This window comes from Lysinibacillus sp. HST-98 (genome assembly GCF_016757845.1).
Classification (GTDB): Bacteria; Bacillota; Bacilli; order Bacillales_A; family Planococcaceae; genus Lysinibacillus; species Lysinibacillus capsici.
In genome coordinates this window covers 283,228-304,823 of sequence record NZ_JAENHX010000001.1, presented here as the reverse complement: position 1 = coordinate 304,823, position 21,596 = coordinate 283,228, and the positions used below count along the sequence as shown (strand labels likewise).

Genomic DNA, 21,596 nt, shown 5'->3' with positions numbered 1-21,596 from the left:
CGTATAAGTAGTAAGGAGGGATACACTTGATTGAAATAAATGGACGCTTCACGAATGCTAAAATTTTTGCGCAAACAGCATTACAAACAGCTGTTGATCAGATTCAAGAATTAACAGACCAGGCTTTCATGGCAGGCACTAAAGTACGTATTATGCCAGATTATCATGCGGGTAAGGGATGTGTCATTGGTACGACCATCCAATTGCAAGACCGTGTTGTACCGAATCTTGTCGGCATTGATGTGGGCTGTGGTGTATTTGTAGCACAACTAGACGTAACGACAGTTGATTTTGCTCAACTCGATGCCATCATTCGCACATATGTACCAAGTGGGCAGGATATTCATAAAGAAGTATCGCCAAGTCGACATTTTGTCGAGTTTGAAGGTAAACAATTTCGAGCAAGCGGCTTGAAAGACGACTATACGAACTTGTCATTAGGTACACTTGGGGGAGGTAATCATTTTATTGAACTTGCCAAAGATGAAGATGATCAGCACTATTTGCTCATCCATACGGGGTCACGCTATGTAGGGGCAAAGGTTGCTAATTGGCATCAAAAAAGAGCTTATGATAATTTACGTCGAGAAGATTTGACGGAAAAAATAGAAGCAATGAAACAGCAAGGACGACAACAAGAGATTCAGTCCATGATACAAGCCTATAAAGAACAAACACCGTTCATTCCGAAAGACTTGTCATATTTAGAGGGGGAAGCTTTCTATGATTATATTCATGATATGAAGATTGCACAGCAATTTGCACGGATGAATCGTTGGACCATTGCAGAAACCATTGCTAAACAGATGGATTGGCATTTTACAGATACGTTTGATACGATTCATAACTATATCGATACAGAAACGATGACGCTTCGCAAAGGGGCTGTTCGTGCAAATAAAGATGAAAAGCTAGTTATTCCAATGAATATGCGGGATGGATCTCTGATTTGTATAGGGAAAGGCAATGCAGAATGGAATTATTCAGCCCCCCATGGAGCAGGACGTATGTTTTCACGACGCACAGCGAAAAAAGCTTTGAATATGGCTGATTTTAAAGATACGATGCAGGGGATTTGGACAACATCAGTCAATGAAGAAACCTTAGATGAGGCGCCAATGGCCTATAAGCCAATGACAGAAATTACTTCTGCGATTGGGGAAACTGTAGATATTGTCAAAGTGATTAAACCTGTCTATAACTTTAAAGCGAGTGAAGCTGCAAAGCCATATGAGCGAAAAGGTTAAGGGAGAGAAGGAATCATCACTATAATCACTATTCTATAAATGGTATAATATAGCTTCACAATGATGAAATGGGTGGTTTTTTTGGTATCTTCAAAAGATGTGGCGAAGCATGCTGGTGTCTCACAAACAACTGTATCTAGAGTATTGAATACACCAGAGCTTGTAAAGCCAAAAACAATTGAAAAAGTAATGCAGGCGATAGAGGAGCTTAACTATGTGCCAAATGATATAGCAAGATCGCTTGTTCAGAAAAAAACAGGCATTATTACATTGATTTCGGGGCCCTTACACAACCCTTTTTTTGTTGATACAACTACAGCTATCGTGAATTATGTTAATGCACGTGGCTATAAAGTGAATGTCTACTTTGGCACAGAGGATAATCTAAATTCAATCTACAATGCTGTTTTAGAAACGAAAGCAGACGCAATTATTTTGTCTTCTATGCTGTATCAGGATGATTTATTTTATAAACTAGAGAAACTAGCTATTCCATTTATTATGTTTAACCGTAAGCATAAAGAGAATAGACATTTTGTGGAAATTGATAATGTTCAAGCAGGTTACCTTGCGACCAATCATGTCCTATCATTAGGGCATGACTCTTTATGTTGGATAGGGGGGCCACATCAAATGAGCACCTTCTATGGACGCTATCTGGGATTTGAACAAGCTTTACAGGATTATGGGCTAGATGCAAAATTAGTGCCTACTTTTTTAACGAACACCAATAAAATAGATATTGAACGAGCGTTTACAGAGCTTTTACAACTAGAAAAAAGACCAACAGCTATTTGTGCTGCTACCGATGCCATTGCCATTGAAATATTGAATCTTTGTTTAGAGAGAGGTTTTCAGGTTCCGAGAGATTTTAATATCATTGGTATTGATAATGTAGAGCTTAGTAAACATCACTCTATTGCCTTAACAACAGTAGGTTTAACATCAGAAGAGAACTTAGGTTTTATTGCTATCGAAAAATTATTTGAGGTAATGGAGAAAAAAAGTACTTGCATTAGACAAACAGAGTCTGTTAAGATTTTCCCAAGAAATACAACGTGTAAAATAAACTGATAGATCATCAGTTTATTTTTTACACCAAAATGGTTACGTATTCATTTCTTTATTTTCTGAAATGAATACGTAACCATAAAAAGAAAGGAGTGAATTACGATTGAAAAAGGGCTTATGGATCAATGGAGAATGGAAGATGACTGCTCAATGGATGGAGATCCAAGCTACCTATTCGCAAGAGGTATTGGCACACTTTGCGATGGCCACTGAAAAAGATGTACAGGAGGCCATTGAAAGTGCACATGCTGCAGCTCCTCAAATGGCTGCATTAACTGCTTTTCAACGAGCAGAGATATTAGAGCAGTTATCCACCCTTTTTGCAGAAAATAGAGATGAAGCAGCAAGTATCATTGCAATGGAATCAGCCAAACCGTTAAAGTATGCTTACGCTGAAATTGATCGCACAGTTGAAACCTATAAATTTGCGGCAGAAGAAGCAAAGCGACTTACTGGTGAAATGGTTCCAATGGATGCATCAAAAAATGGAGAGGGGCGCTTTGCTTATACATTAAGAGAGCCAATCGGTGTTGTGGCAGCGATTACGCCATTTAACTTTCCGCAAAATCTAGTAGCACACAAAGTTGGGCCAGCATTAGCTGCAGGCAATACGATTGTATTGAAACCTGCCACACAAACAGCACTATCAGCCCATTTTTTGGCAAAATTATTGGCGCAAACAAATTTACCAGCAGGTGCCTTTAATCTTGTAACAGGACAAGGTAAATTAGTAGGCGATGCATTTTTAGCACATCCCAATGTTAAGATGATAACGTTTACAGGAAGTCCAGCGGTAGGGATTTCTCTACGCAATCGTGCAGGCTTGAAGAAAGTAACCTTAGAATTAGGTTCCAATGCAGGCGTAATTATAGACGAAGGGGTACAGCTTGAGCGTATTATGGATCGTATTGTGATGGGGGCCTTTTCCAACCAAGGTCAAGTCTGTATTTCTTTACAACGTATCTATGTCATGGAAAGTATGGTGGAGGAATTTTTAATACGGCTGAAGGAAAAAATAGAGCAGCTTACAATTGGTGATCCAATGGATAATCAAACAGATCTTGCTATGATGATTTCACAAGCTGAACAACAGCGTGCTTATCAATGGATTGAAGAGGCAGTAGCTGAAGGGGCCCAAGTAATTACAGGTGGTCACATTGACAATCATATTTTATTGCCCACTGTTTTATATAATGTTCAACCACAGAGTCGTGTATCCTGTGAAGAGATTTTTGCACCTGTTGTTATCGTCAATAAGGTATCCACCATTGAAGAAGGGATAGCGGCTATCAATGATTCTCACTATGGCCTACAGGCAGGCATCTTCACTCCTTCTATTCAGACAGCTTTTCAAGCTACAAAAGCATTGCACGTTGGTGGAGTCATCATTAATGATGTACCTACTTATCGAGTAGATCACATGCCGTATGGTGGTGTAAAGGAAAGCGGCACAGGCCGTGAAGGCATTAAATATGCATTAGAAGAAATGACGGAAATGAAGCTAGTAATTTGGAATAACCAATAATAATCACGAATGGAGATGGGAAAATGAAAATGATTAAACAACATCCAAAATTGTATGTGATGGACAATGGTACGATGCGAATGGATAAAAATTATATGATTGCGATGCACAATCCAGCAACCATCGATCATCCAAACCAGCCAAATGAATTTGTTGAATTCCCTGTTTATACAGTACTGATTGATCATCCAGAAGGTAAAATTCTATTTGATACAGCATGCAATCCAAACTCGATGGGTCCAGAAGGGCGATGGGGTGAATTTACGCAAAAGGCATTTCCTATTAATATGCCAGAAGAATGCTATTTACATCATCGTCTAGAAGAATTAAATGTTCGTCCAGAGGATATCAAATATGTTGTTGCTTCCCATTTGCATCTCGACCATGCAGGGTGCTTAGAACTCTTTACAAATGCGACAATTATTGTACAGGAAGATGAGTTCAATGGCACATTACAAACATACGCTAGAAACGTAAAAGACGGTGCCTATGTTTGGGGTGACATTGATATGTGGATTAAAAACAATCTGCAATGGCGCTTAATCAAACGTGGCGAGGATCATGTAAAACTAGCTGAAGGGATACAAGTATTAAATTTTGGTAGTGGTCATGCTTGGGGAATGTTAGGTTTGCATATTCAAATGCCTGACACAGGTGGTATTATCTTAGCTTCAGATGCCATTTATACGGCAGAAAGCTTTGGCCCTCCTGTCAAGCCACCAGGCATTATCTATGATTCTGTAGGTTATAATACAACAGTGGAACGGATTCGAAGACTAGCACATGAAACAAATTCACAAGTATGGTTTGGCCATGATCCTATTCAATTTAAATCATTTAGAAAATCGACGGAAGGCTATTATGAATAGATAGGAGTAGAGAAGCCATGCATAAATTAACCTTTACGCCTGCTAGCTATACTGGCTGGGGCTGTTTAAGTCAGCTTCTGCTAGAGGTAAAGAAGTTTAACGCTCACAATATTTTGATCGTGACAGATCCATTATTAAAAGAAATAGGTCTAACGGACAATGTCGAAAAGCCTTTGATTGAGAAAGGCTATACAACAACCATTTATACTGATATTGCACCAGAGCCTCCGCTTGCAATTGGCGAAAAACTAGTTGATTTTACGAGAAAGCATCCATTTGATTTGGTGATTGGTGTAGGTGGGGGCAGTGCACTAGATTTAGCGAAGCTTGCCGCCGTATTAGCAAAACATGATGGAAAAGTTGCAGATTATTTAAACCTAACAGGAACGAAAACATTGGATAATAAGGGGTTACCTAAAATTTTAATTCCTACCACTTCTGGGACAGGCTCAGAGGTTACAAATATTTCTGTGCTATCACTGGATACGACCAAGGATGTTGTGACACATGATTATTTATTAGCGGATGTAGCGATTGTAGATCCTGCCTTAACGATTTCCTTACCATCAAAGGTAACGGCTGCGACTGGGGTAGACGCGTTAACTCATGCGATAGAAGCCTATGTATCAGTAAATGCGAATGCAGTAACAGATGCACTTGCACTACAAGCTATCCGTTTAATTAGCCAGTCAATACGAACAGCTGTCCATAATGGGCAAGACAAGCAAGCGCGCACAGATATGAGTTATGGCAGCTATTTAGCAGGGTTAGCCTTTTTCAATGCTGGTGTAGCAGGCGTCCATGCTTTAGCCTATCCCCTGGGAGGTCAGTTCCATATAGCTCATGGTGATTCCAATGCAGTACTATTACCATATGTCATGGGTTATATTCGTCAAAGTTGTGAAAAACGAATGAAAGATATTTTAGATGCCATGGGGATATCATCTTCCTATTTATCGCAAGAAGAGGCTTCCTATAAATGTGTTGACGCCTTACAACAACTCGTTCAAGATGTGAAAATTCCCTCAACATTACAAGGATTCAATATCCCTGCCTCAGCACTTGAACAGCTAACAGAGGATGCTACAAAACAAACGCGTATTTTAGCGCGAAGTCCAATGCCATTAGAGCGTGAAGATATCTATCAAATCTATCAAGCTGCCTTTGATGGAGTGGTAAGAGAACCGTAATGAGGTTTTCAAAAGATTCAATAACTAAAAAAATCTGCCTTAATGGCAGATTTTTTTCATGTTGTTGAAAAAGATGATGTCAACGGCAGAAAAAGCAACTTTGCAAGGTGAGAGGTTGATTTCCGTTCCGCCAGCGTCCTTTCCAGGGGACGTCTGAGGAGCCGCTTCACTCACTTCCGTTCGCTCCAGGGTCTCCTCTGTGACGCTAAATCCCCTAGGAGTGATGCTGGCTCCACTCCAATCAACCACTCTGCAAAGTGTCTTTACTTTTTTCATACTAGTATAGAAATCAAATAACCCAATATCTGTATTCTTAGGTGGGATAAACTCTTATTTTCAATGTGGAGAATTGAAGCGTGACAACACCCCTCTATAAAGAGTAGTAAACACTTGCACTTTATTTGAAAACCTTTGCTAAAAAGTCAGTGGGTTGAAGTGGAAGGCTACTTGACTCCCGTGGGATAGCGAGACAGGCGAAGCCCTGCACGGAGCGGTAGCGGAGGAAGCGATTCGGCGCTCGCCCACAGGAAAGCAAGTAGCCTGCAACGGAAATCCATTTCTACCTTTCAATTGACTGTTTTGTTTTTCAACACTATGAAAAAAATCTGCCTTAATGGCAGATTTTTTTATAAGAAATATTACGCTTCCGCATCTGGTGTAAATGTACGTGTAGCCAATTCTGCATCTAGCATAAAGATTGCGTTTGAGTCAGTTTCGATACGCTCAATTTTACGAATTAATGTATCAAATGTAGATTCTTCTTCTACTTGCTCGTCGATAAACCATTTTAAGAAGGCCATTGTCGCATGCTCACGTTCATCTAAAGCAATGTCTGATAAATTGTAAATACGGCGTGTTACTTCTTTTTCGTGTGATAGAGCCGTTTTAAAGGCATCTAAAATGGATTCGAAATGATTGCCTGGGCTTTCAAAACCTTGAATTGTTGCGCGGTAGCCCATATCACTTAAGAAATTATAAAATTTCATGGCATGGAAGCGTTCTTCTTCGGCTTGTACTAAAAAGAAGTTAGCGAAGCCATCATAATCTTGATCAGTGCAATAGGCTGCCATTGCCATATAGGCATGCGCAGAGTAGAATTCAAAATTCATTTGTTCATTAAGAGCTGTGTGTAGTTTTTCAGATAACATAAAAGTTTTCCTCCTTTTGCAGTAAATGACTTCTTTACTAGTATACAGTGTTGAGGCAGTAACATACAAAAAATTTAATTTTTAAAGCAATTCATGCAAAATTTAATTGATATTCGTTCTCAATTAGAAAATCTCTTCTTTTATACTTTTAAGAAGATAAAAAAAATCGCCTCGATCGTAATCGAAGCGATTTTTCATTATTATTGTTCTTGTTTCTTTTGATTTTTCACACCGATTAGGTAGCCACCTAATGCGATAGCAATTAAGACAATCCAGAAAATAGCTTTCCAAATAGTGGAGTGGGGGAATTCGTGTGGAATCACACCCAATTTTTCATGTGCTAATGTTAATACAGCTAATTTTACACCAACCCAGCCGACAATTAGGAAAGCAGCTGTTTCAAGTGATGGGAATTTGTCGAGAACCTTTACAAACCAACGAGCTGCGAAACGCATCATGATGACACCAATAATACCACCTAAGAACATCACTGCGAACTGACCTGCGTTAATCCCGCCAATATCAAAATCACCGATATGTGGAAGTGTGACAGCAATGGCAACCGCTGCAAGAATAGAATCCACAGCAAATGCGATATCAGCAAGTTCTACTTTTACAACCGTCATCCAGAAGCCAGATTGTTTTTTCGGCTCTTGAATTTCTTCGGAGTTTTGGGATGCTTTCCGCGAATCATAAATATGCTTAATAGACATAAACAGTAGATAAGCTGCACCTATTGCTTGGATCTGCCAGAAATTAACGAGCGTTGTAATAAGGAATAATGCGGCAAAACGGAAAACAAATGCCCCCACTAATCCATACAATAAAGCTTTTTGTTGTTGTGCCTTTGGTAAATGCTTAACCATAACAGCCATTACGACGGCGTTGTCTGCTGCTAACAAACCTTCTAGTACAATTAATACGACAAGTACCCATGCGTATTCTAAAAATATTGCCTCCAAATTTATTGCCTCCTTTAATTGTTGAACAGAAATGAATGGCTTGCTAACTTATTCTTTCCCTATTTTAAGCAAAAGAAAAAGACCCCTGCCTAAAAAATAGGCAAAGGTCTTGCTAAGCAATTAACTGTTCGTTGCACAGAAAGTTTTCTGTGTGACAAGAAATGCCATCACACCCGATGGTAATATACCATGTAATGACGAATGTGAATCAGATGCTTCGATCGCATCTGCTAGCTACTCCCCTTTGACAATAAAGTCAAAAGCTATTCAATTCTTACTAACATAGTAACATGCAACAATATAAAAGTAAATAAAAATATACTGCTATGGAGAAAAAATACTTTTCCGTTACGTTTGCACAAATGGTACTATAAAAAGATAGGCAAAATTTTTACAACTTAGAGAGGAGACAAACATGTATAGAAAATTTTTTTCCTACTACAAGCCACATAAACGATTGTTTGTCATCGATTTTTCAAGTGCCATTATTGTAGCAATCTTAGAGCTTGCGTTTCCATTGGCTGTTCAATGGTTTATCGATGAGTTATTGCCAACAGGAGATTGGGGCATGATCGTGAAAATAAGTGTCCTATTACTGCTTGTTTATGCCATTAGTACATTATTGAACTTTATCGTTAACTATTTAGGACATAAACTAGGCATAAATATCGAAACGGATATGCGTCAGGAATTATTTACGCATGTACAAAGGCAATCATTCCGATTCTTTGATAATACGAAAACAGGTCATATTATGAGTCGCATTACCAATGATTTGTTTGATATAGGTGAGTTTGCCCATCATGGACCTGAGGACCTCTTTATTGCGATCATGACCTTTGTTGGGGCCTTTGCCATTATGTTTAATGTGAATCCAACACTTGCTTTGATTGCAGCGATTATGGTGCCATTTTTAACATGGCTCGTGACATTTAGTAATATAAAAATGAACAATGCTTGGAAAACGATGTATGGTAAAATTGCTGATGTGAACGGACGTGTAGAGGATAGTGTGTCCGGTGTCCGTGTTGTGAAATCCTTTACAAATGAAGAATTTGAAATTAAACGCTTTAAGGAGCAAAATGGATTTTTCCGTACGGCTAAATTATATGCCTATAAAATTATGGCAGGGACACACGCCAGTATTTACATGATGACGCGCCTCCTTACATTAATGGTGTTAGTAGTCGGCGCTTGGCTAAGCTTTAATGGGAAATTATCTTATGGGGAGCTAGTGAGCTTTGTTTTATACACGAATGTTCTGATTAAACCAATTGATAAAATTAGTGCTTTATTAGAGCTTTATCCGAAAGGAATGGCTGGCTTTAAGCGTTTCCGTGAATTAATTGAACAGGAGCCAGAAATTCAAGATCGTGAGGATGCAAAGGTTATTAAACATTTAGATGGAAATATTGCCTTCAATCATGTTCATTTTAATTATGATGCATCCAAACAGGTTTTACATGATATAACATTTGATGTAAAAGCTGGCCAAACTATTGCCTTTGTAGGTCCTTCGGGTGCTGGCAAAACTACAATCTGCTCATTGATTCCTCGATTTTATGAGGTGACAAAGGGCGCTATTACGATTGATGGTATCGATATACGTAATATGACACAAGCGTCATTACGTGCTCAAATCGGTATCGTACAGCAGGACGTCTTTTTATTTACAGGTACAATTCGTGAAAACATTGCCTATGGAAAATTAGATGCAAGTGAAGCGGAAATTAGAGAGGCAGCGAAAAAAGCCCATCTAGAGGCATTTATCGCAGAGCTGCCCGAGGGCTATGATACACAAATAGGTGAACGTGGCTTAAAATTATCAGGAGGACAAAAGCAACGACTCGCGATTGCTCGTATGTTCCTAAAGAACCCGCCTATCTTGATTTTAGACGAGGCAACCTCTGCCTTAGATACAGAAACAGAAATGATTATTCAGCAATCGTTAACAGAGCTTGCTGAAAATCGTACAACACTAGTTATTGCCCATCGACTGGCAACTATTCGCAATGCTGATCGTGTATTAGTTGTGACACCGAAGGGCATTGAAGAGGATGGCACTTATGATGAGCTAGTGGCTCAAAATGGGATTTTTGCAAAGCTTCATCATATTCAATTTCGCAAGGGACAAACAGAACAAAGCGTTCAGAAAGATTTTGTGGAATTGACGTAAATGAAGGAAGGGGAGATTGTTTTTTTAAACAATTTCCCTTTTTTAGTTGCTTCCCCTTAGTTACATGTACTGCTCATGTTGTAGCCAAAGCACACTAACACGCATAATGAAGGTTTTTGTAGAAAGAGGGAATCGATTGAAAGGTAATGCCATCGAATATTCAAAGGGTACCAGGTCAAATCGCTGATATGGAAAATGGAGCATTCATTTATGAATACATAGAAGGAATGTTTAGCAAGTTTATCGAATAGAACTACAGTTCACTATAAAGGTCAAAAAATAGAGGTGAAGCAATGGATAACGAAAGAATCATCGGTCAAACGAAAAGTGTGGGTTTTCAAATCGGGGTTAGAAGGACGTTTCCAATTTCGCAGGAGCAAGCATGGACATTGATCACGACAACAGAAGGGGTACGTACATGGCTGGGGGAAGGCACTTCAGTTATATTTGAGCCTGGGCGCAAATACCATTCAAAGACAGGGTCAGGCGAAATCAGGATTGTTAAACCGTTAGAGCAGCTTCGATTAACTTGGCAAAAGGAAGAGTGGTCAAAACCATCTACCGTACAAATCCGTATTTTACCAAAAGGTGGTAATAAAACAACCATTAGCTTTCATCAGGAACATCTTTCTGATCAGACAGTACGAGAAGAAATGAAAGGTCATTGGGAAAGTGTACTGGACCTTATAAAAGAAAGAGTCCAAAATCGTTGAGCGAATAAAAATAGCATCCCTTCACAATCGATAGGGATGCTATTTGTTTTTATTTGGAGAATCCTTGTTTTCATGTCCTTTTGAAGTTCGTGTATAATCCTGTGGAGCAAGTGCTTTGTTACGTTCTGTATAGCCCTTAGGTGATAATCGAAAGATGGATTTTTTAATGGTTGCCCAATTTAGATCTGTTGCCAGGTTCATGTAAGAGTAGCCGTAAATTCGAATATTACTTACGTAAAGCAATGTCAGGTATAAAGAAACAAAGAAGCCAAATAATCCGAAAAAGGCACTAGCAAAGATAAAGGCAACGCGTAATATGCTGACCGAAGTAACAAGCGACTGATTCACTAATGTAAAGGAGGCAATGGTAGAAATAGCGATGACAACGATCATTTCAGGACTGGTTACACCTGCTCGAATGGCTGCATCCCCGATAATTAATCCACCTACAACACTGATGGTCCCACCAATAACGGAAGGGAGACGCAAGCCTGCTTCACGAAACAATTCAAACATCAGCAACATGAGCAACATTTCAAGCGAAGAGGGGAGCGGTAAGCCCGCCTTCGCTTGTACAACGGTTGCGAGTAGTTGAAGTGGCAATTGGTTTTGGTGATAGGTTGTCAAGGCAAGCCAGAATGCAGGAAGTAGTAAGCCAATTAAAATACCAAATATTCTCAATAATCGTTCGAGTGAACTGAAAATAATAGGATATTCATTATCCTCAGCTGATTTCAGTAAGAGAAACAAATTGACAGGGGTAATGATGGCATAGGCGACGCCATCTACAAAAATAATAAAGCGTCCTCTTGCTAAGGCCTGAACCGCATAATCAGGTCGTCCTGTATAATCAAACTTCGGAAAAAGCTTGGAATTTTTATTCACCTGTTCCATCAATAAATCGCCACTAAAAACAATATCTGTATCAACGGCAGCGAGCTGCTTTTTGATGCCATGTAAAATATCCATATCCACAATATCATCAAAATAAAGAATGGCTACCGTAGTTTTTGATCGTTTCCCAAGCTCCACTTTTTCCACACAAAATGAGTTGGTCGGCAAGCGTTTTCTTACTAGTGCGATATTGACGCGTATATCTTCAATGAAATTATCTCTGGGCCCTTTAACAAGAACCTCCATGCGTGTTTCTTCAGGCTGGCGATTCGGCTTGTGGGCAATATTGCTTGCATATAAAAGATTGCCTTCATCAAAATACAACAACAAGAAGCCACTATAGACAAAAGTTATCAGCTGTTCCTTGTCTTGTACTTTTTGAATACTTGGAACATGAAGATGCCTTGCGATATTCTCTTCAAAGGGGACCTCATCCAAATGATCATATAAATACTGAATACGTTGAATAATCACTTCATTAAGCATTTGTTGATCAATCATAGCATCACACGTAATAAAGTGTACTTTCTGCTGATTAAACATATATTCCTGAAATTGAATATCTGCCGATTTTTGAAATAATTTTCTGATCGTACTAAGATCTAGCGCCTGTTCTTGCTGAGGCATTATGATTCACCACTTTTCCTATCTTGTTTTTCAGTTTTCCCCTTTTTAGAAGATTTATCCGACAAGAAAGCTACGACTACGAAAAATATTGAGAGTAAAAAGAAAAAAATAAAAGTGGCTGTAAGAATATAATGTCCTTTAACTTTTAAAAATAGGCTTTCATTTAGCATGATTAATGGTAAACAAAGAATAAAGAAGGGAGGAGCAAGCATTTGCCATATACGCTTCGGATCTCCTGTCATCTTCAATAAATCTGCCACAATGTACAAAAGGAAACTAACACGAATAAAGGTTCCTGTCAGCCATTGATAAATGGAGAAAAAGTCAAGATGCTCGATATAGCGACCGATTGTCACTAATCCCCATTCTTCGTAGGCAGGATAGCGTTGCTTAGCTGCTTCATTCGGTCCAAATTCTGTAATGGCCCCAATTAATGGTCCTAATGTCAGTCCTACTAAAATGGCCAGCATAATAGCAAAATGGTACCAGCGAATACGTTCCTTAAATTGATGCTGTAAAAATAGCAACATTAAAAGCTCAATAAACCCGGATGCAGGGAAAATCATGCCTCGCAATACAGGCTGGAATCCATGTTCAAAAAATGGACGCAATAATTCATAATCTTTTACCTGCATGTTCGTAAAGGCAACGAAAAAGCCAAAGATAACTACACCGAATAATACAAAAACGTTTAAAATGACAATTGTCTGTAAGCTAGTCGCCACAAGAAGAATACACAGAATGGTATAGATAAATAATAAGATGATCACAGGTGTTTGAGGTAAAAATGTAGTATTAACCCATTGCAGTGTTTCAATCATTGTAAAAGCTGCGATAATCATTAAAAAAATAGCAACTGTATAAATAACAATAGTAGAGCCAATTTTCCCGATTTTTGAATCAAGCCAATCTCGGATGGGCTCCTGTTTAGATTTCGATTGAATATATACTAATAAAAATAGCCAAAAGAAAATAATTCCTCCAGCAAACAATACAGATAGCCAGCCATCTCTTTTGGCCACATCTAGCAGTGGAGGAATAATGGTTACATGATTTTTTAAGCCAATAACAGTCATTGATAGGAAGATGACATGTAAAATACTGATTGATCCTACACTTTTCATGTTGAAAACCCTCTAACATTGATTGATACATATTAGCTTTGACAAAAAAAGTCGGCTTTATAAGCAGAAAATGGTATGGTTTCATGAAAAAAATGAGGTATTGGACGACACCATCATCCAATACCTCATCATAGGAAACGTAAGCTAAATTAATGAATATATTTTGTGCTTACAAGATCTTCTTTTAAGACATCTGTTGGGATTTCAAACTCTACAACGCCCATATAGCCAGGTGCCACTTCATATTTATCAAAGGAAATCACAAGCTTGCCTTTATCAGAAATGTAGAATTGCTGATCAGGTTTAATGGCTGTAAATTCTTCCATTAACTCTTCATCGGCAAGGCCAGCACCCTTTACCCAGTAAACTTTATCTTGATTCGATTCAGCTATTTGTGTACGCATTTGTTCTTTAATATTTTCACTAATTGTTTCAATATAGTGCTGATCTTTAAAGAGCATTGGTAAAGTAATTAAAATTTCGTTTTCTTTATCGATCGTATCGTATTCCATCACCGTTGAAGACGAACCAACAGTATTTACAACATAACGGCCGATCGATAAAATTTGTTCATTATCAGTTTTGATTTCGAAACCACTATCAATACCTAAATGACCACCGCCATTTAATTTTAAATCGCCCACTTCTGCCATAAATTCATCGTAAAGTGTTTTACCTTCTGCACGATACTTTTCATTTAATGTATTCGCCAGATCTTGATTTTCTAAGTTTTCAATAGAAGGTACTTTAATGTTGGCATCATAAGTATCTTCAGCCACTTCATATTCTGTCCAAGTCAATACTTTTATCACACTACCAACCACGGGAATTTCTGAGAGTGTACGTGCCATTGCAGGACTTACATTTAAACCAGCTGTAAATAGCATGGCTGCAGCGGCAGATCCAAGGACCCATTGAGGTGTACGATTTTTTTTCTTTTTTTGACCTTGCTTAAGTGCTTTTTCAACCACGAAGTCTAGCTCTTTTGGAATCGGGACTTTCATATATTGTTTCTCTAACTCCTGTAATTTTTTATCCATGTGCAGTTTCTCCCTTCACATCTTCCAGTTGTATTTTCAATAGTTTTAATGCTTTATAAAGACGTGATTTGGCTGTACTCAACTTAATGTCGAGGATGTTCGCCACGTCAGCGAGTTTTAAATCCTCGAAATAATGGAGAATGACAACCTCTCGATACATTTGCGGGAGTTCATCCAACGCATGCTCCAAGTCAACATTCTCATAAACATCCTCTTGAGCAGGTGTTAAATATTGTAATGTATCATCATCTGTCACTTGTAAGCGTTTATGCTTACGTAAAAAATCTATGGCTGTACGGACAACTATTTTATAAAACCAGCTTTTCATATAGGTCACATTTTCAAGTCGATCTAATGAAAGCATGGCTTTTTGGATACTGTCTTGTACAACATCTAGTGCGTCCTGTTCATTTTTTGTATAGCTATACGCGAGCAAATAAAAACGCTCTTTTTGTTCTCGAATGAATTGGACAAACACCTCTTCATGTTGAAATGCATTTCTTGTTCTCATGTCCAAAGAAGCTCCTTTTTTAACATTGTCAAATTGTATACATTTACTAGACGTACGAGGAGAGGGAAAAAGTTGATGCCATGAAAAAAACTTACCCCAATTGAGATAAGTTTGATCGTTCTATAGTATTGGCATACGTTAGTATAACGGCTGATCATGAAAAATAGTCATATGTATTTTTCAAGAGTAATAGAATGGTCACAACGATAAATAATTTACGTACATAGCCACTGCCGCGTTTAATGGCAAATTTTGAACCAACAATAGCTCCTGCAATTTGCGCAAGACCCATTGGTAGTCCGTAGGCATAATTTATTTGTCCTAAGTATATAAACATAAGGAGGGCAGCTACATTACTGCCGAAATTTAAAAATTTGGCGTTTCCTGCTGATTGTAAAAAATCAAAGCCAACTAGGAGAAAAGCAAAGAGTAGAAACGAGCCTGTCCCAGGACCTAAAAAGCCATCATAAAAGCCAATAAGTGTAATCACAAAAACAAAAATAATAGAACGCTTTGGGGTTAATTGTTTATAGGTGGTCATACTGCCCCAGTCTTTTTTAAAGATGGTATAGATAGCAACGGCTGCAAGCATAATCAGCATTAATGGCTTCAGTACACTTGGGTCCATTAAGTGGACAATCCAAGCACCCAGCATAGAGCCAAAAAAGACGAAGGGGAAAAGCTTATAAACGGCTTTTATATCTAATTTACCAGAGCGATAAAATGTCACTGTGCTAGTAAGGGAACCCATTGTACCTGCCAATTTATTGGTTGCTACTGCAGTAGAGGGAGGAAGACCAACGAACATAAGAGCTGGTAATGAGATAAGCCCACCTCCTCCAACCACTGAATCAATAAAGGCTGCTAAAAAACCGAAGAGGATTAAAATTAATAAAATATTTACATCTAAATCAAAAGGCACAAAAGGTCATCTCTTTTCTATCATAATAATCTGATAGTAGCGAACTGAGGATAGGCTGTAAATACTCTAGCTGCTATTTTTTAATAGAAATAAATGAAGTGATCGTATAGAAAATGACGATAATTTCTACATAACACAAAAAAATTCTACTTGGAGTCATTATTTTGATGTATTATGTAGTTGATGGTGTTTTTACGTAAAGGGGACGTGATGACATGAGTTTAGGAAATCATATACGTGTATTTCTCTGTGTTGTGTTTATGGGAGTACTTGTAGGGTATGTCTTTAATGCAAAAAAAGATATAACAGATCATGAGTATATTGATACTGTAAAGGAAGGCTATTTGGAGAATTTTTCAGATGTCACAGTTCGAAATGCTTTTAATTACGCTTTTTTTGAACCTTACTGGCGCTATTATGAAGCGAAAACTGGGGAGCAAGTTGTAGAATTGTCAGGTGATATTACGTTTCAAGACGCAAAAGGACATGCTATTCTCCAATTTGTCGTGAACGAACAAACGCAGCAATTTTCCCTAGAGGCAATGAAATTTAAAGATGTCGTATTAAACCAGCAACAACAACAAAAGCTTGTTGGCATGGTCTATCACACTTGGGAAAAGAAACAACTAGCTTATGAGTAAGGTTTTTTATTTTGTAAATCATCCAAACTGTATTACAGTAAAAGGGGGAGCTAGAGACAGAGAGGATGTTTTACATGAGATTAAGTATTTTAGATCAAATGCCGATTCCAAAAGGTCATTCTGCAGAAGAGGCCTTCCAACGTACAGAACAGCTGGCATTGCTAGGTGAAGAGCTTGGCTATCACCGTATGTGGCTTGCTGAACACCATAATAGCCAGTCATTGGCGAGTTCAGCTCCTGAAGTAACTGCTGCTTTTTTAGCTGCTAAAACACAGCGGCTTCGCATTGGTACGGGCGGTGTCATGATGATGCATTATTCACCCTATAAGCTAGCAGAGGTCTTTAAAACATTATCAGGGCTGGCACCCAATCGTATTGATTTTGGTGTGGGGAGAGCTCCTGGGGGTGATCATGCCGCTATTTATGCATTGGCAGAAGGAAGACGACAACGCTTCACGGAACAGTACGATAAGCTAGAAATCATATTAAAACTAATGAATAATCAAAAAACAGGTGAACATGTCTATGATCAAGTCGTTGCAGCTCCTGCTCATATTTCATTACCAGACGCTTGGTTACTAGGTTCTAGTGGTCAGAGTGCCATGCAGGCTGGCCAGCTGGGAGTAGGCTATTCGTATGCACAATTTTTCACGGGCAATATGTCAAAGGATATCTTTGATGCCTATAAAGCCTATTTTACGCCTTCTTATTATATGGATAAACCACAAATCATTGTGACATATGCAGCAACAGTTGCCCCTACCTTAGAAGAAGCGGAATATTTAGCTAAACCGATTGATATTTCTCGTCTTCAATTAATGAAAGGGCAAATCATTCAAACAATGTCACCCGAAGAAGCGAAGGATTATCCATTAACTGAAATGGATAAATTGACGATTGACAATAATCGCAAGGCGAATCTTGTCGGGACACCCCAAGACATTGCTTCTTTTTTAAGTGCTGAGCAAGAACGCTATGGCTTTGATGAAGTAATGCTAAATTGCAATCAATATGAATTAGAAAGTCGTTTAAATACCTATAGATTCCTTGCAAAGGAATTAATTAGATAAGAGGAAAAGCCATATTCATCTGAATATGGCTTTTATGTATTTAGAATAACGGCTTTACAATTAGAAAAACCCGGAAATAAATTTCCGGGTCTGATTACCACTTACATTTTCTGCTCCATGACACACTGCCTCGCTTCCGCATAGGATCTTAAGATATTCCTAAGAAATCTGTACTTTAGCTTATTCAGTTTTGATGGTCCTTCTGAGTTATCGATCAATCGCACTCATCGGGTTAACCCTCCTAGTCATTGGATTTGAAGTGAAATCTTTAATAGTATAGCTCAACTTCTATTTCTTATACCTCTTGTAATTATTTTTTATGCTAAAAAATAATTACAAGAAAACATACAGTCATTACCAGTTAACAATGAGATAAAAACGCTCGTCTGTTTGAAGAAAAGAATAGTTGCATCCATAATGTACAGGCTACTTGTACAACTGGCTGTGATTTTAATTATTGATAGATATTTCCATAAATGTGATTGACTTAAAATGTGTATTAAGCATATAATACATTTTAAGAAGTGTATTAACTGTTTAATACATTTTTTTATTGTCGGTGTATTAAGTGCTTAATACGCTGAGGTGTTAACGAGAGAAAAAATATGTCCATGTTGATAGGTGCAACCCATCATTCTACGTACTGTGTATTAAGTGGTTAATACGCGGAATTAATTTTTTGAGGAGTTGAGTTATTTGACTATAAATTTTAATAATCGGGACCCGGTGTATGTCCAAGTGATTCGGCATCTGAAAGAACAAATTGCCAAGGGATTTTATGAGCCAGGACAGGAGATTCCATCCAGAAGGGAATTAGCCAATCAGTTAAAAATTAACCCAAATACTGCGCAACGAGCTTATAAGGAAATGGAGGAACAAGGATTGATTTTTACAGAGGGGAATATGCCTAGCTGCATTACGAAAGATGAAGCGGTCCTTAAAAATGTCCGTGAGGAATTGATTATCGAAGCGGTTGACTTATTTTTAGGCTCTATTAAATCTATCGATGTGCCGTTAGCCGAAGTATTGGAACTTGTAAAGAAAAAACATGATGCCGAAAGCGGAGAAGCGGAGGAATCGAAATGATAGAAGTAAAAAATGTTAACAAGAAATATGGCAGGAAACAGGTTTTAAAAGACATTTCTTTTACTGCAGAAAAAGGAGAGATTACTTGTTTAATAGGAATAAATGGTGTAGGTAAGACGACCATTATGAAAGCTATTATGGCGCTCACACCAATTAATAGTGGTGAAATTTTAATGGATGGAGAAAAAATCACAAAAGAAAGTTTTGAAAAAATAACCTTCATCCCAGACACAATAACGATGTTGCCACAAATGAAAATCAATGAAGCTTTTACGTTCATGGCTGATTTTTATAAAAGCTGGAATCCTCAGAGGGCAGAAGAATTACTACAATTTTTTAAACTTGATCCGAATGAACGTATTGCTAACTTATCGAAAGGAAATACAGCAAAAGTGAATATGCTACTGGGTTTGTCACTTGATGTCGATTATTTACTGATGGATGAACCATTCTCTGGCATTGATATTTTCTCTCGTGAGCAGATTGCAGAGGTGTTTACAAGCCATTTAATTGAAGAACGTGGTGTCATTATAACAACGCATGAAATTAGTGATATTGAGCATTTGATTGATAAAGCAGTCCTTATTGATGACGGTGCAGTATTGAGGGAATTTAGCGTGGAGGAAGTACGTGAAAATGAAGGGAAATCAGTGGTTGATGTGATGAGGGAGGTATATCGAGCATGAAAAACTATTTAAAACTTGTTCATTTTGAAGTAAATCGATTTTTTAAATTGTATTTGATTTTAATAGGCTTGACCATGCTCAGCCAGCTTATGGGAGCAGGAATTATCTCACAAACTTATATGAAAAATGCTAAACAGTTGATGGCAGAAAACCAGTTATCCATGAACCAGTATGTGGAGCAATACGGGACTTTTTCTTTCGATCGATTCACTGATTCAGAATGGTTTCTGCTGCCAATCTTTTTTTGTATCGCCATGTTGATGATTTATGTTTTCTTTATTTGGTATCGAGATTGGTTTGGCAAAAATACGTTTATTTACAGATTATTCATGTTACCAACTGAAAGAATCGCCATTTATTTTGCGAAATTAACGACGATTATGCTTTTAGTTCTTGGCTTGATTGCCTTGCAAATATTGCTAATTTTGATGGAAAAACAAATAGTGAATAAGATTATACCAATCGATCTCCAATCAAATTTCTCAATTTATACTAGTTCTACTTTAAATATGTGGAGGTGGCTGTATCCGACTACCTTTACAGAGTTTATCCTAGTATATGCACTTGGATTACTTTTCGTGGCAGTAATATTTACCGCGATTTTAATTGAGCGAAGTTATGGTTTAAAAGGAATTTTTTACGCTATTTTTTATGGCTTACTGTCACTTGGGGTATTTTTTGCTCCAATCCTATTAGTTAATGTTTATACAAATTACTTTTACCCACTTGAGATTTTCTTCATGGTACTGGTAGCGAGCATGATCGTTTTAGGAAGTGCCATTTGGATTGCGAATCATTTACTAAAATATAAAATCAGGGTCTAGAGGAGGTATAACAATGAAAAAATATTGGAAAACAATCAGTATTTGTTTCTTCATCTTGGTATTTATCAGTTCTTACTATATCCAAAAAACAGCAATGGCTTCGAAAAATGACAGATCCTATAAAATTGAAACGATCAGCGGAAATAAGGAAGAAATCGAAAATCTTATCCTTCAAACAAGTTATCAGAGTAATGATCTTTATCATATGTTGTACATATCAAAGGATGGTTCCACGAATCCCAATAATCAGTCTTTTTTTGGCGATTTAATTGCCCCAAATGAACCTATGATTCTTCGGAAATATATTGAGGAACACCGTAATTTTATGCGAGGGAAAGAATTTGATCCAAGAAAATATTTTGAAGACAAAGCACGCTTGATTTATACAACGTTTCTAGATGATGGTAAAAAAGAAGCTAGAGGCAATGTCGTAACGCTTCAAATTGATACACTTGATAAAAATACAAATGACAGTTCTTCCTTTAAAATCGATATACCAGTCAAAGCTAGCTATGATTGGATTAATGTGAATGACGTCTACGTAGGAGATGGAAAGATAAATATTTTAACAACAAACTATTTATCAGCCAACTATCTTATAAAGGCTAGGGAAGAGTTGCATGTCTATACGATTGATGTGGAGAAGAAGGAATTAGTAAAGGATGCCATCCTTGCAGAATTAGTGTCAGAAGAAAGAGGCACTTCCAGTATCCGTATTTTTAATGAATACAATACTACTACTCAAAACGAAAATTATTATTTATATATGGTAGAAAAATACAGTGAGCGAAAAGAAGATACTGAGCTAGAAGTTATCTCTAGTCAAATATATCTCTATGATAATGCCAAGAATGAAGCAGAGGAATGGACTATGCCAGAAGAATTAAAACCCTATCGGAAGTCAATGCGGATTCATAAAGAAACGATATACATTCCTGTTTATTCAGCCAATGGTCTAACGCTGAATCGTTATCATATTGAAAAGAAACAGTGGGAAGAACCCTTAACCCTTCAATATTCAAGCATTGCGAATGAGAAAGATGCTCCATATTTACGTATAGCAGAGGGAAAATTTTATTTAGTATATCGTGTTTCCGATGGACAGTGGTTGTCTATCGTTGATTTACGTACAGGTGGATTGATTTATGAAGGGAAAATCATTTCCGAAGACAAGAAAAATCAAGAGGCGGATTCCTCACTTACGATCGAACAATTATATACGATGCATTAAGGAACAGGAATACGGATAACCTACAATTTATAACTTCAT

At 37.7% G+C, this 21,596-nt stretch carries 20 protein-coding genes; 13 read left to right on the top strand and 7 right to left on the bottom strand.

The annotated features are described in order from the left end of the window. The first annotated feature begins 26 nt into the window (after positions 1-26). The 5 genes from JIN86_RS01600 to JIN86_RS01580 all read left to right on the top strand — a co-directional run bounded on the left by JIN86_RS01600 (position 27) and on the right by JIN86_RS01580 (position 5,902). Positions 27-1,247: an RtcB family protein gene (locus JIN86_RS01600; RefSeq protein ID WP_004231433.1), complete on the top strand. Its 1,221-nt coding sequence runs from the start codon at positions 27-29 to the stop codon at positions 1,245-1,247. Positions 1,248-1,319: 72 nt separating this feature from the next. After that, positions 1,320-2,321, top strand: a complete 1,002-nt coding sequence (locus JIN86_RS01595; protein WP_225340293.1) for a LacI family DNA-binding transcriptional regulator — start codon at positions 1,320-1,322, stop codon at positions 2,319-2,321. A gap of 100 nt (positions 2,322-2,421) precedes the next feature. Further along, complete coding sequence (locus tag JIN86_RS01590) at positions 2,422-3,843, top strand: aldehyde dehydrogenase family protein (protein WP_202341112.1); 1,422 nt, start codon at positions 2,422-2,424, stop codon at positions 3,841-3,843. A 23-nt stretch (positions 3,844-3,866) separates the two neighbouring features. After that, positions 3,867-4,712 carry an AhlS family quorum-quenching N-acyl homoserine lactonase gene (gene ahlS / locus JIN86_RS01585; RefSeq protein WP_004231440.1) on the top strand — a complete coding sequence of 282 codons (846 nt, stop codon included), beginning with the start codon at positions 3,867-3,869 and terminating at the stop codon, positions 4,710-4,712. A 17-nt stretch (positions 4,713-4,729) separates the two neighbouring features. Next, positions 4,730-5,902 carry an iron-containing alcohol dehydrogenase gene (locus tag JIN86_RS01580; RefSeq protein ID WP_048392395.1) on the top strand — a complete coding sequence of 391 codons (1,173 nt, stop codon included), beginning with the start codon at positions 4,730-4,732 and terminating at the stop codon, positions 5,900-5,902. A gap of 638 nt (positions 5,903-6,540) precedes the next feature. On the opposite strand, the gene JIN86_RS01575 is transcribed toward JIN86_RS01580, so the two are convergent. Further along, entirely contained in the window at positions 6,541-7,050 is a 510-nt protein-coding gene (locus JIN86_RS01575) for a ferritin (RefSeq protein ID WP_009370301.1), read from the bottom strand. Positions 7,051-7,250: 200 nt separating this feature from the next. Next, positions 7,251-8,012 carry a TerC family protein gene (locus JIN86_RS01570; RefSeq protein ID WP_004230735.1) on the bottom strand — a complete coding sequence of 254 codons (762 nt, stop codon included), beginning with the start codon at positions 8,010-8,012 and terminating at the stop codon, positions 7,251-7,253. A gap of 415 nt (positions 8,013-8,427) precedes the next feature. Between JIN86_RS01570 and JIN86_RS01565 the strand changes: the two genes are divergently transcribed. Next, positions 8,428-10,188, top strand: coding sequence for an ABC transporter ATP-binding protein (locus tag JIN86_RS01565; protein WP_202341111.1), 1,761 nt, complete (start codon positions 8,428-8,430; stop codon positions 10,186-10,188). Positions 10,189-10,481: 293 nt separating this feature from the next. After that, entirely contained in the window at positions 10,482-10,901 is a 420-nt protein-coding gene (locus JIN86_RS01560; RefSeq protein ID WP_202341110.1) for an SRPBCC family protein, read from the top strand. Positions 10,902-10,940: 39 nt separating this feature from the next. Here the strand turns inward: JIN86_RS01560 and JIN86_RS01555 are convergent, their stop codons facing one another. The 5 genes from JIN86_RS01555 to JIN86_RS01535 form a co-directional block, all read right to left on the bottom strand. After that, a complete protein-coding gene (locus JIN86_RS01555; protein ID WP_004230729.1) occupies positions 10,941-12,422 on the bottom strand; it encodes a spore germination protein in 1,482 nt (493 codons plus the stop codon). After that, positions 12,422-13,546, bottom strand: coding sequence for a GerAB/ArcD/ProY family transporter (locus JIN86_RS01550; RefSeq protein ID WP_004230728.1), 1,125 nt, complete (start codon positions 13,544-13,546; stop codon positions 12,422-12,424). The genes JIN86_RS01555 and JIN86_RS01550 overlap by 1 nt, the downstream gene beginning before the upstream one ends. Before the next feature lie 149 nt (positions 13,547-13,695). After that, on the bottom strand, positions 13,696-14,586 hold the full coding sequence (rsiV, locus tag JIN86_RS01545; protein WP_202341109.1) for an anti-sigma-V factor RsiV: 891 nt from the start codon (positions 14,584-14,586) through the stop codon (positions 13,696-13,698). Beyond that, a complete protein-coding gene (locus JIN86_RS01540) occupies positions 14,579-15,097 on the bottom strand; it encodes an RNA polymerase sigma factor SigV (RefSeq protein WP_004230723.1) in 519 nt (172 codons plus the stop codon). The genes rsiV and JIN86_RS01540 overlap by 8 nt, the downstream gene beginning before the upstream one ends. Positions 15,098-15,251: 154 nt before the next feature. Then, complete coding sequence (locus JIN86_RS01535) at positions 15,252-16,019, bottom strand: sulfite exporter TauE/SafE family protein (RefSeq protein WP_004230722.1); 768 nt, start codon at positions 16,017-16,019, stop codon at positions 15,252-15,254. Between the two features lie 215 nt (positions 16,020-16,234). On the opposite strand from JIN86_RS01535, the gene JIN86_RS01530 reads away from it, so the two are divergent. The 6 genes from JIN86_RS01530 (at position 16,235) to JIN86_RS01505 (ending at position 21,557) form a co-directional block, all read left to right on the top strand. Continuing rightward, on the top strand, positions 16,235-16,660 hold the full coding sequence (locus JIN86_RS01530) for a hypothetical protein (protein WP_004230721.1): 426 nt from the start codon (positions 16,235-16,237) through the stop codon (positions 16,658-16,660). A 74-nt stretch (positions 16,661-16,734) separates the two neighbouring features. Continuing rightward, positions 16,735-17,730, top strand: a complete 996-nt coding sequence (locus JIN86_RS01525; protein WP_202341108.1) for an LLM class flavin-dependent oxidoreductase — start codon at positions 16,735-16,737, stop codon at positions 17,728-17,730. Between the two features lie 696 nt (positions 17,731-18,426). Beyond that, positions 18,427-18,816 carry a GntR family transcriptional regulator gene (locus JIN86_RS01520; RefSeq protein ID WP_004230719.1) on the top strand — a complete coding sequence of 130 codons (390 nt, stop codon included), beginning with the start codon at positions 18,427-18,429 and terminating at the stop codon, positions 18,814-18,816. Continuing rightward, positions 18,813-19,502, top strand: coding sequence for an ABC transporter ATP-binding protein (locus JIN86_RS01515; protein ID WP_004230718.1), 690 nt, complete (start codon positions 18,813-18,815; stop codon positions 19,500-19,502). Before JIN86_RS01520 ends, JIN86_RS01515 begins: the two co-directional genes overlap by 4 nt. Beyond that, on the top strand, positions 19,499-20,326 hold the full coding sequence (locus JIN86_RS01510) for a hypothetical protein (protein WP_004230717.1): 828 nt from the start codon (positions 19,499-19,501) through the stop codon (positions 20,324-20,326). Before JIN86_RS01515 ends, JIN86_RS01510 begins: the two co-directional genes overlap by 4 nt. A 13-nt stretch (positions 20,327-20,339) precedes the next feature. Further along, positions 20,340-21,557 carry a hypothetical protein gene (locus tag JIN86_RS01505; RefSeq protein ID WP_202341107.1) on the top strand — a complete coding sequence of 406 codons (1,218 nt, stop codon included), beginning with the start codon at positions 20,340-20,342 and terminating at the stop codon, positions 21,555-21,557. Positions 21,558-21,596 lie beyond the last annotated feature (39 nt).

What these genes read in the sequence shown, in the direction of transcription:
- ahlS (WP_004231440.1), top strand. Translation starts at nt 3,867, where the DNA reads ATGAAAATGATTAAACAACATCCAAAATTGTATGTGATGGACAATGGT.
- JIN86_RS01580 (WP_048392395.1), top strand. Translation starts at nt 4,730, where the DNA reads ATGCATAAATTAACCTTTACGCCTGCTAGCTATACTGGCTGGGGCTGT.
- JIN86_RS01575 (WP_009370301.1), bottom strand. Translation starts at nt 7,050, where the DNA reads ATGTTATCTGAAAAACTACACACAGCTCTTAATGAACAAATGAATTTT.
- JIN86_RS01565 (WP_202341111.1), top strand. Translation starts at nt 8,428, where the DNA reads ATGTATAGAAAATTTTTTTCCTACTACAAGCCACATAAACGATTGTTT.
- JIN86_RS01560 (WP_202341110.1), top strand. Translation starts at nt 10,482, where the DNA reads ATGGATAACGAAAGAATCATCGGTCAAACGAAAAGTGTGGGTTTTCAA.
- JIN86_RS01555 (WP_004230729.1), bottom strand. Translation starts at nt 12,422, where the DNA reads ATGCCTCAGCAAGAACAGGCGCTAGATCTTAGTACGATCAGAAAATTA.
- JIN86_RS01550 (WP_004230728.1), bottom strand. Translation starts at nt 13,546, where the DNA reads ATGAAAAGTGTAGGATCAATCAGTATTTTACATGTCATCTTCCTATCA.
- rsiV (WP_202341109.1), bottom strand. Translation starts at nt 14,586, where the DNA reads ATGGATAAAAAATTACAGGAGTTAGAGAAACAATATATGAAAGTCCCG.
- JIN86_RS01540 (WP_004230723.1), bottom strand. Translation starts at nt 15,097, where the DNA reads ATGAGAACAAGAAATGCATTTCAACATGAAGAGGTGTTTGTCCAATTC.
- JIN86_RS01530 (WP_004230721.1), top strand. Translation starts at nt 16,235, where the DNA reads ATGAGTTTAGGAAATCATATACGTGTATTTCTCTGTGTTGTGTTTATG.
- JIN86_RS01525 (WP_202341108.1), top strand. Translation starts at nt 16,735, where the DNA reads ATGAGATTAAGTATTTTAGATCAAATGCCGATTCCAAAAGGTCATTCT.
- JIN86_RS01515 (WP_004230718.1), top strand. Translation starts at nt 18,813, where the DNA reads ATGATAGAAGTAAAAAATGTTAACAAGAAATATGGCAGGAAACAGGTT.
- JIN86_RS01510 (WP_004230717.1), top strand. Translation starts at nt 19,499, where the DNA reads ATGAAAAACTATTTAAAACTTGTTCATTTTGAAGTAAATCGATTTTTT.
- JIN86_RS01505 (WP_202341107.1), top strand. Translation starts at nt 20,340, where the DNA reads ATGAAAAAATATTGGAAAACAATCAGTATTTGTTTCTTCATCTTGGTA.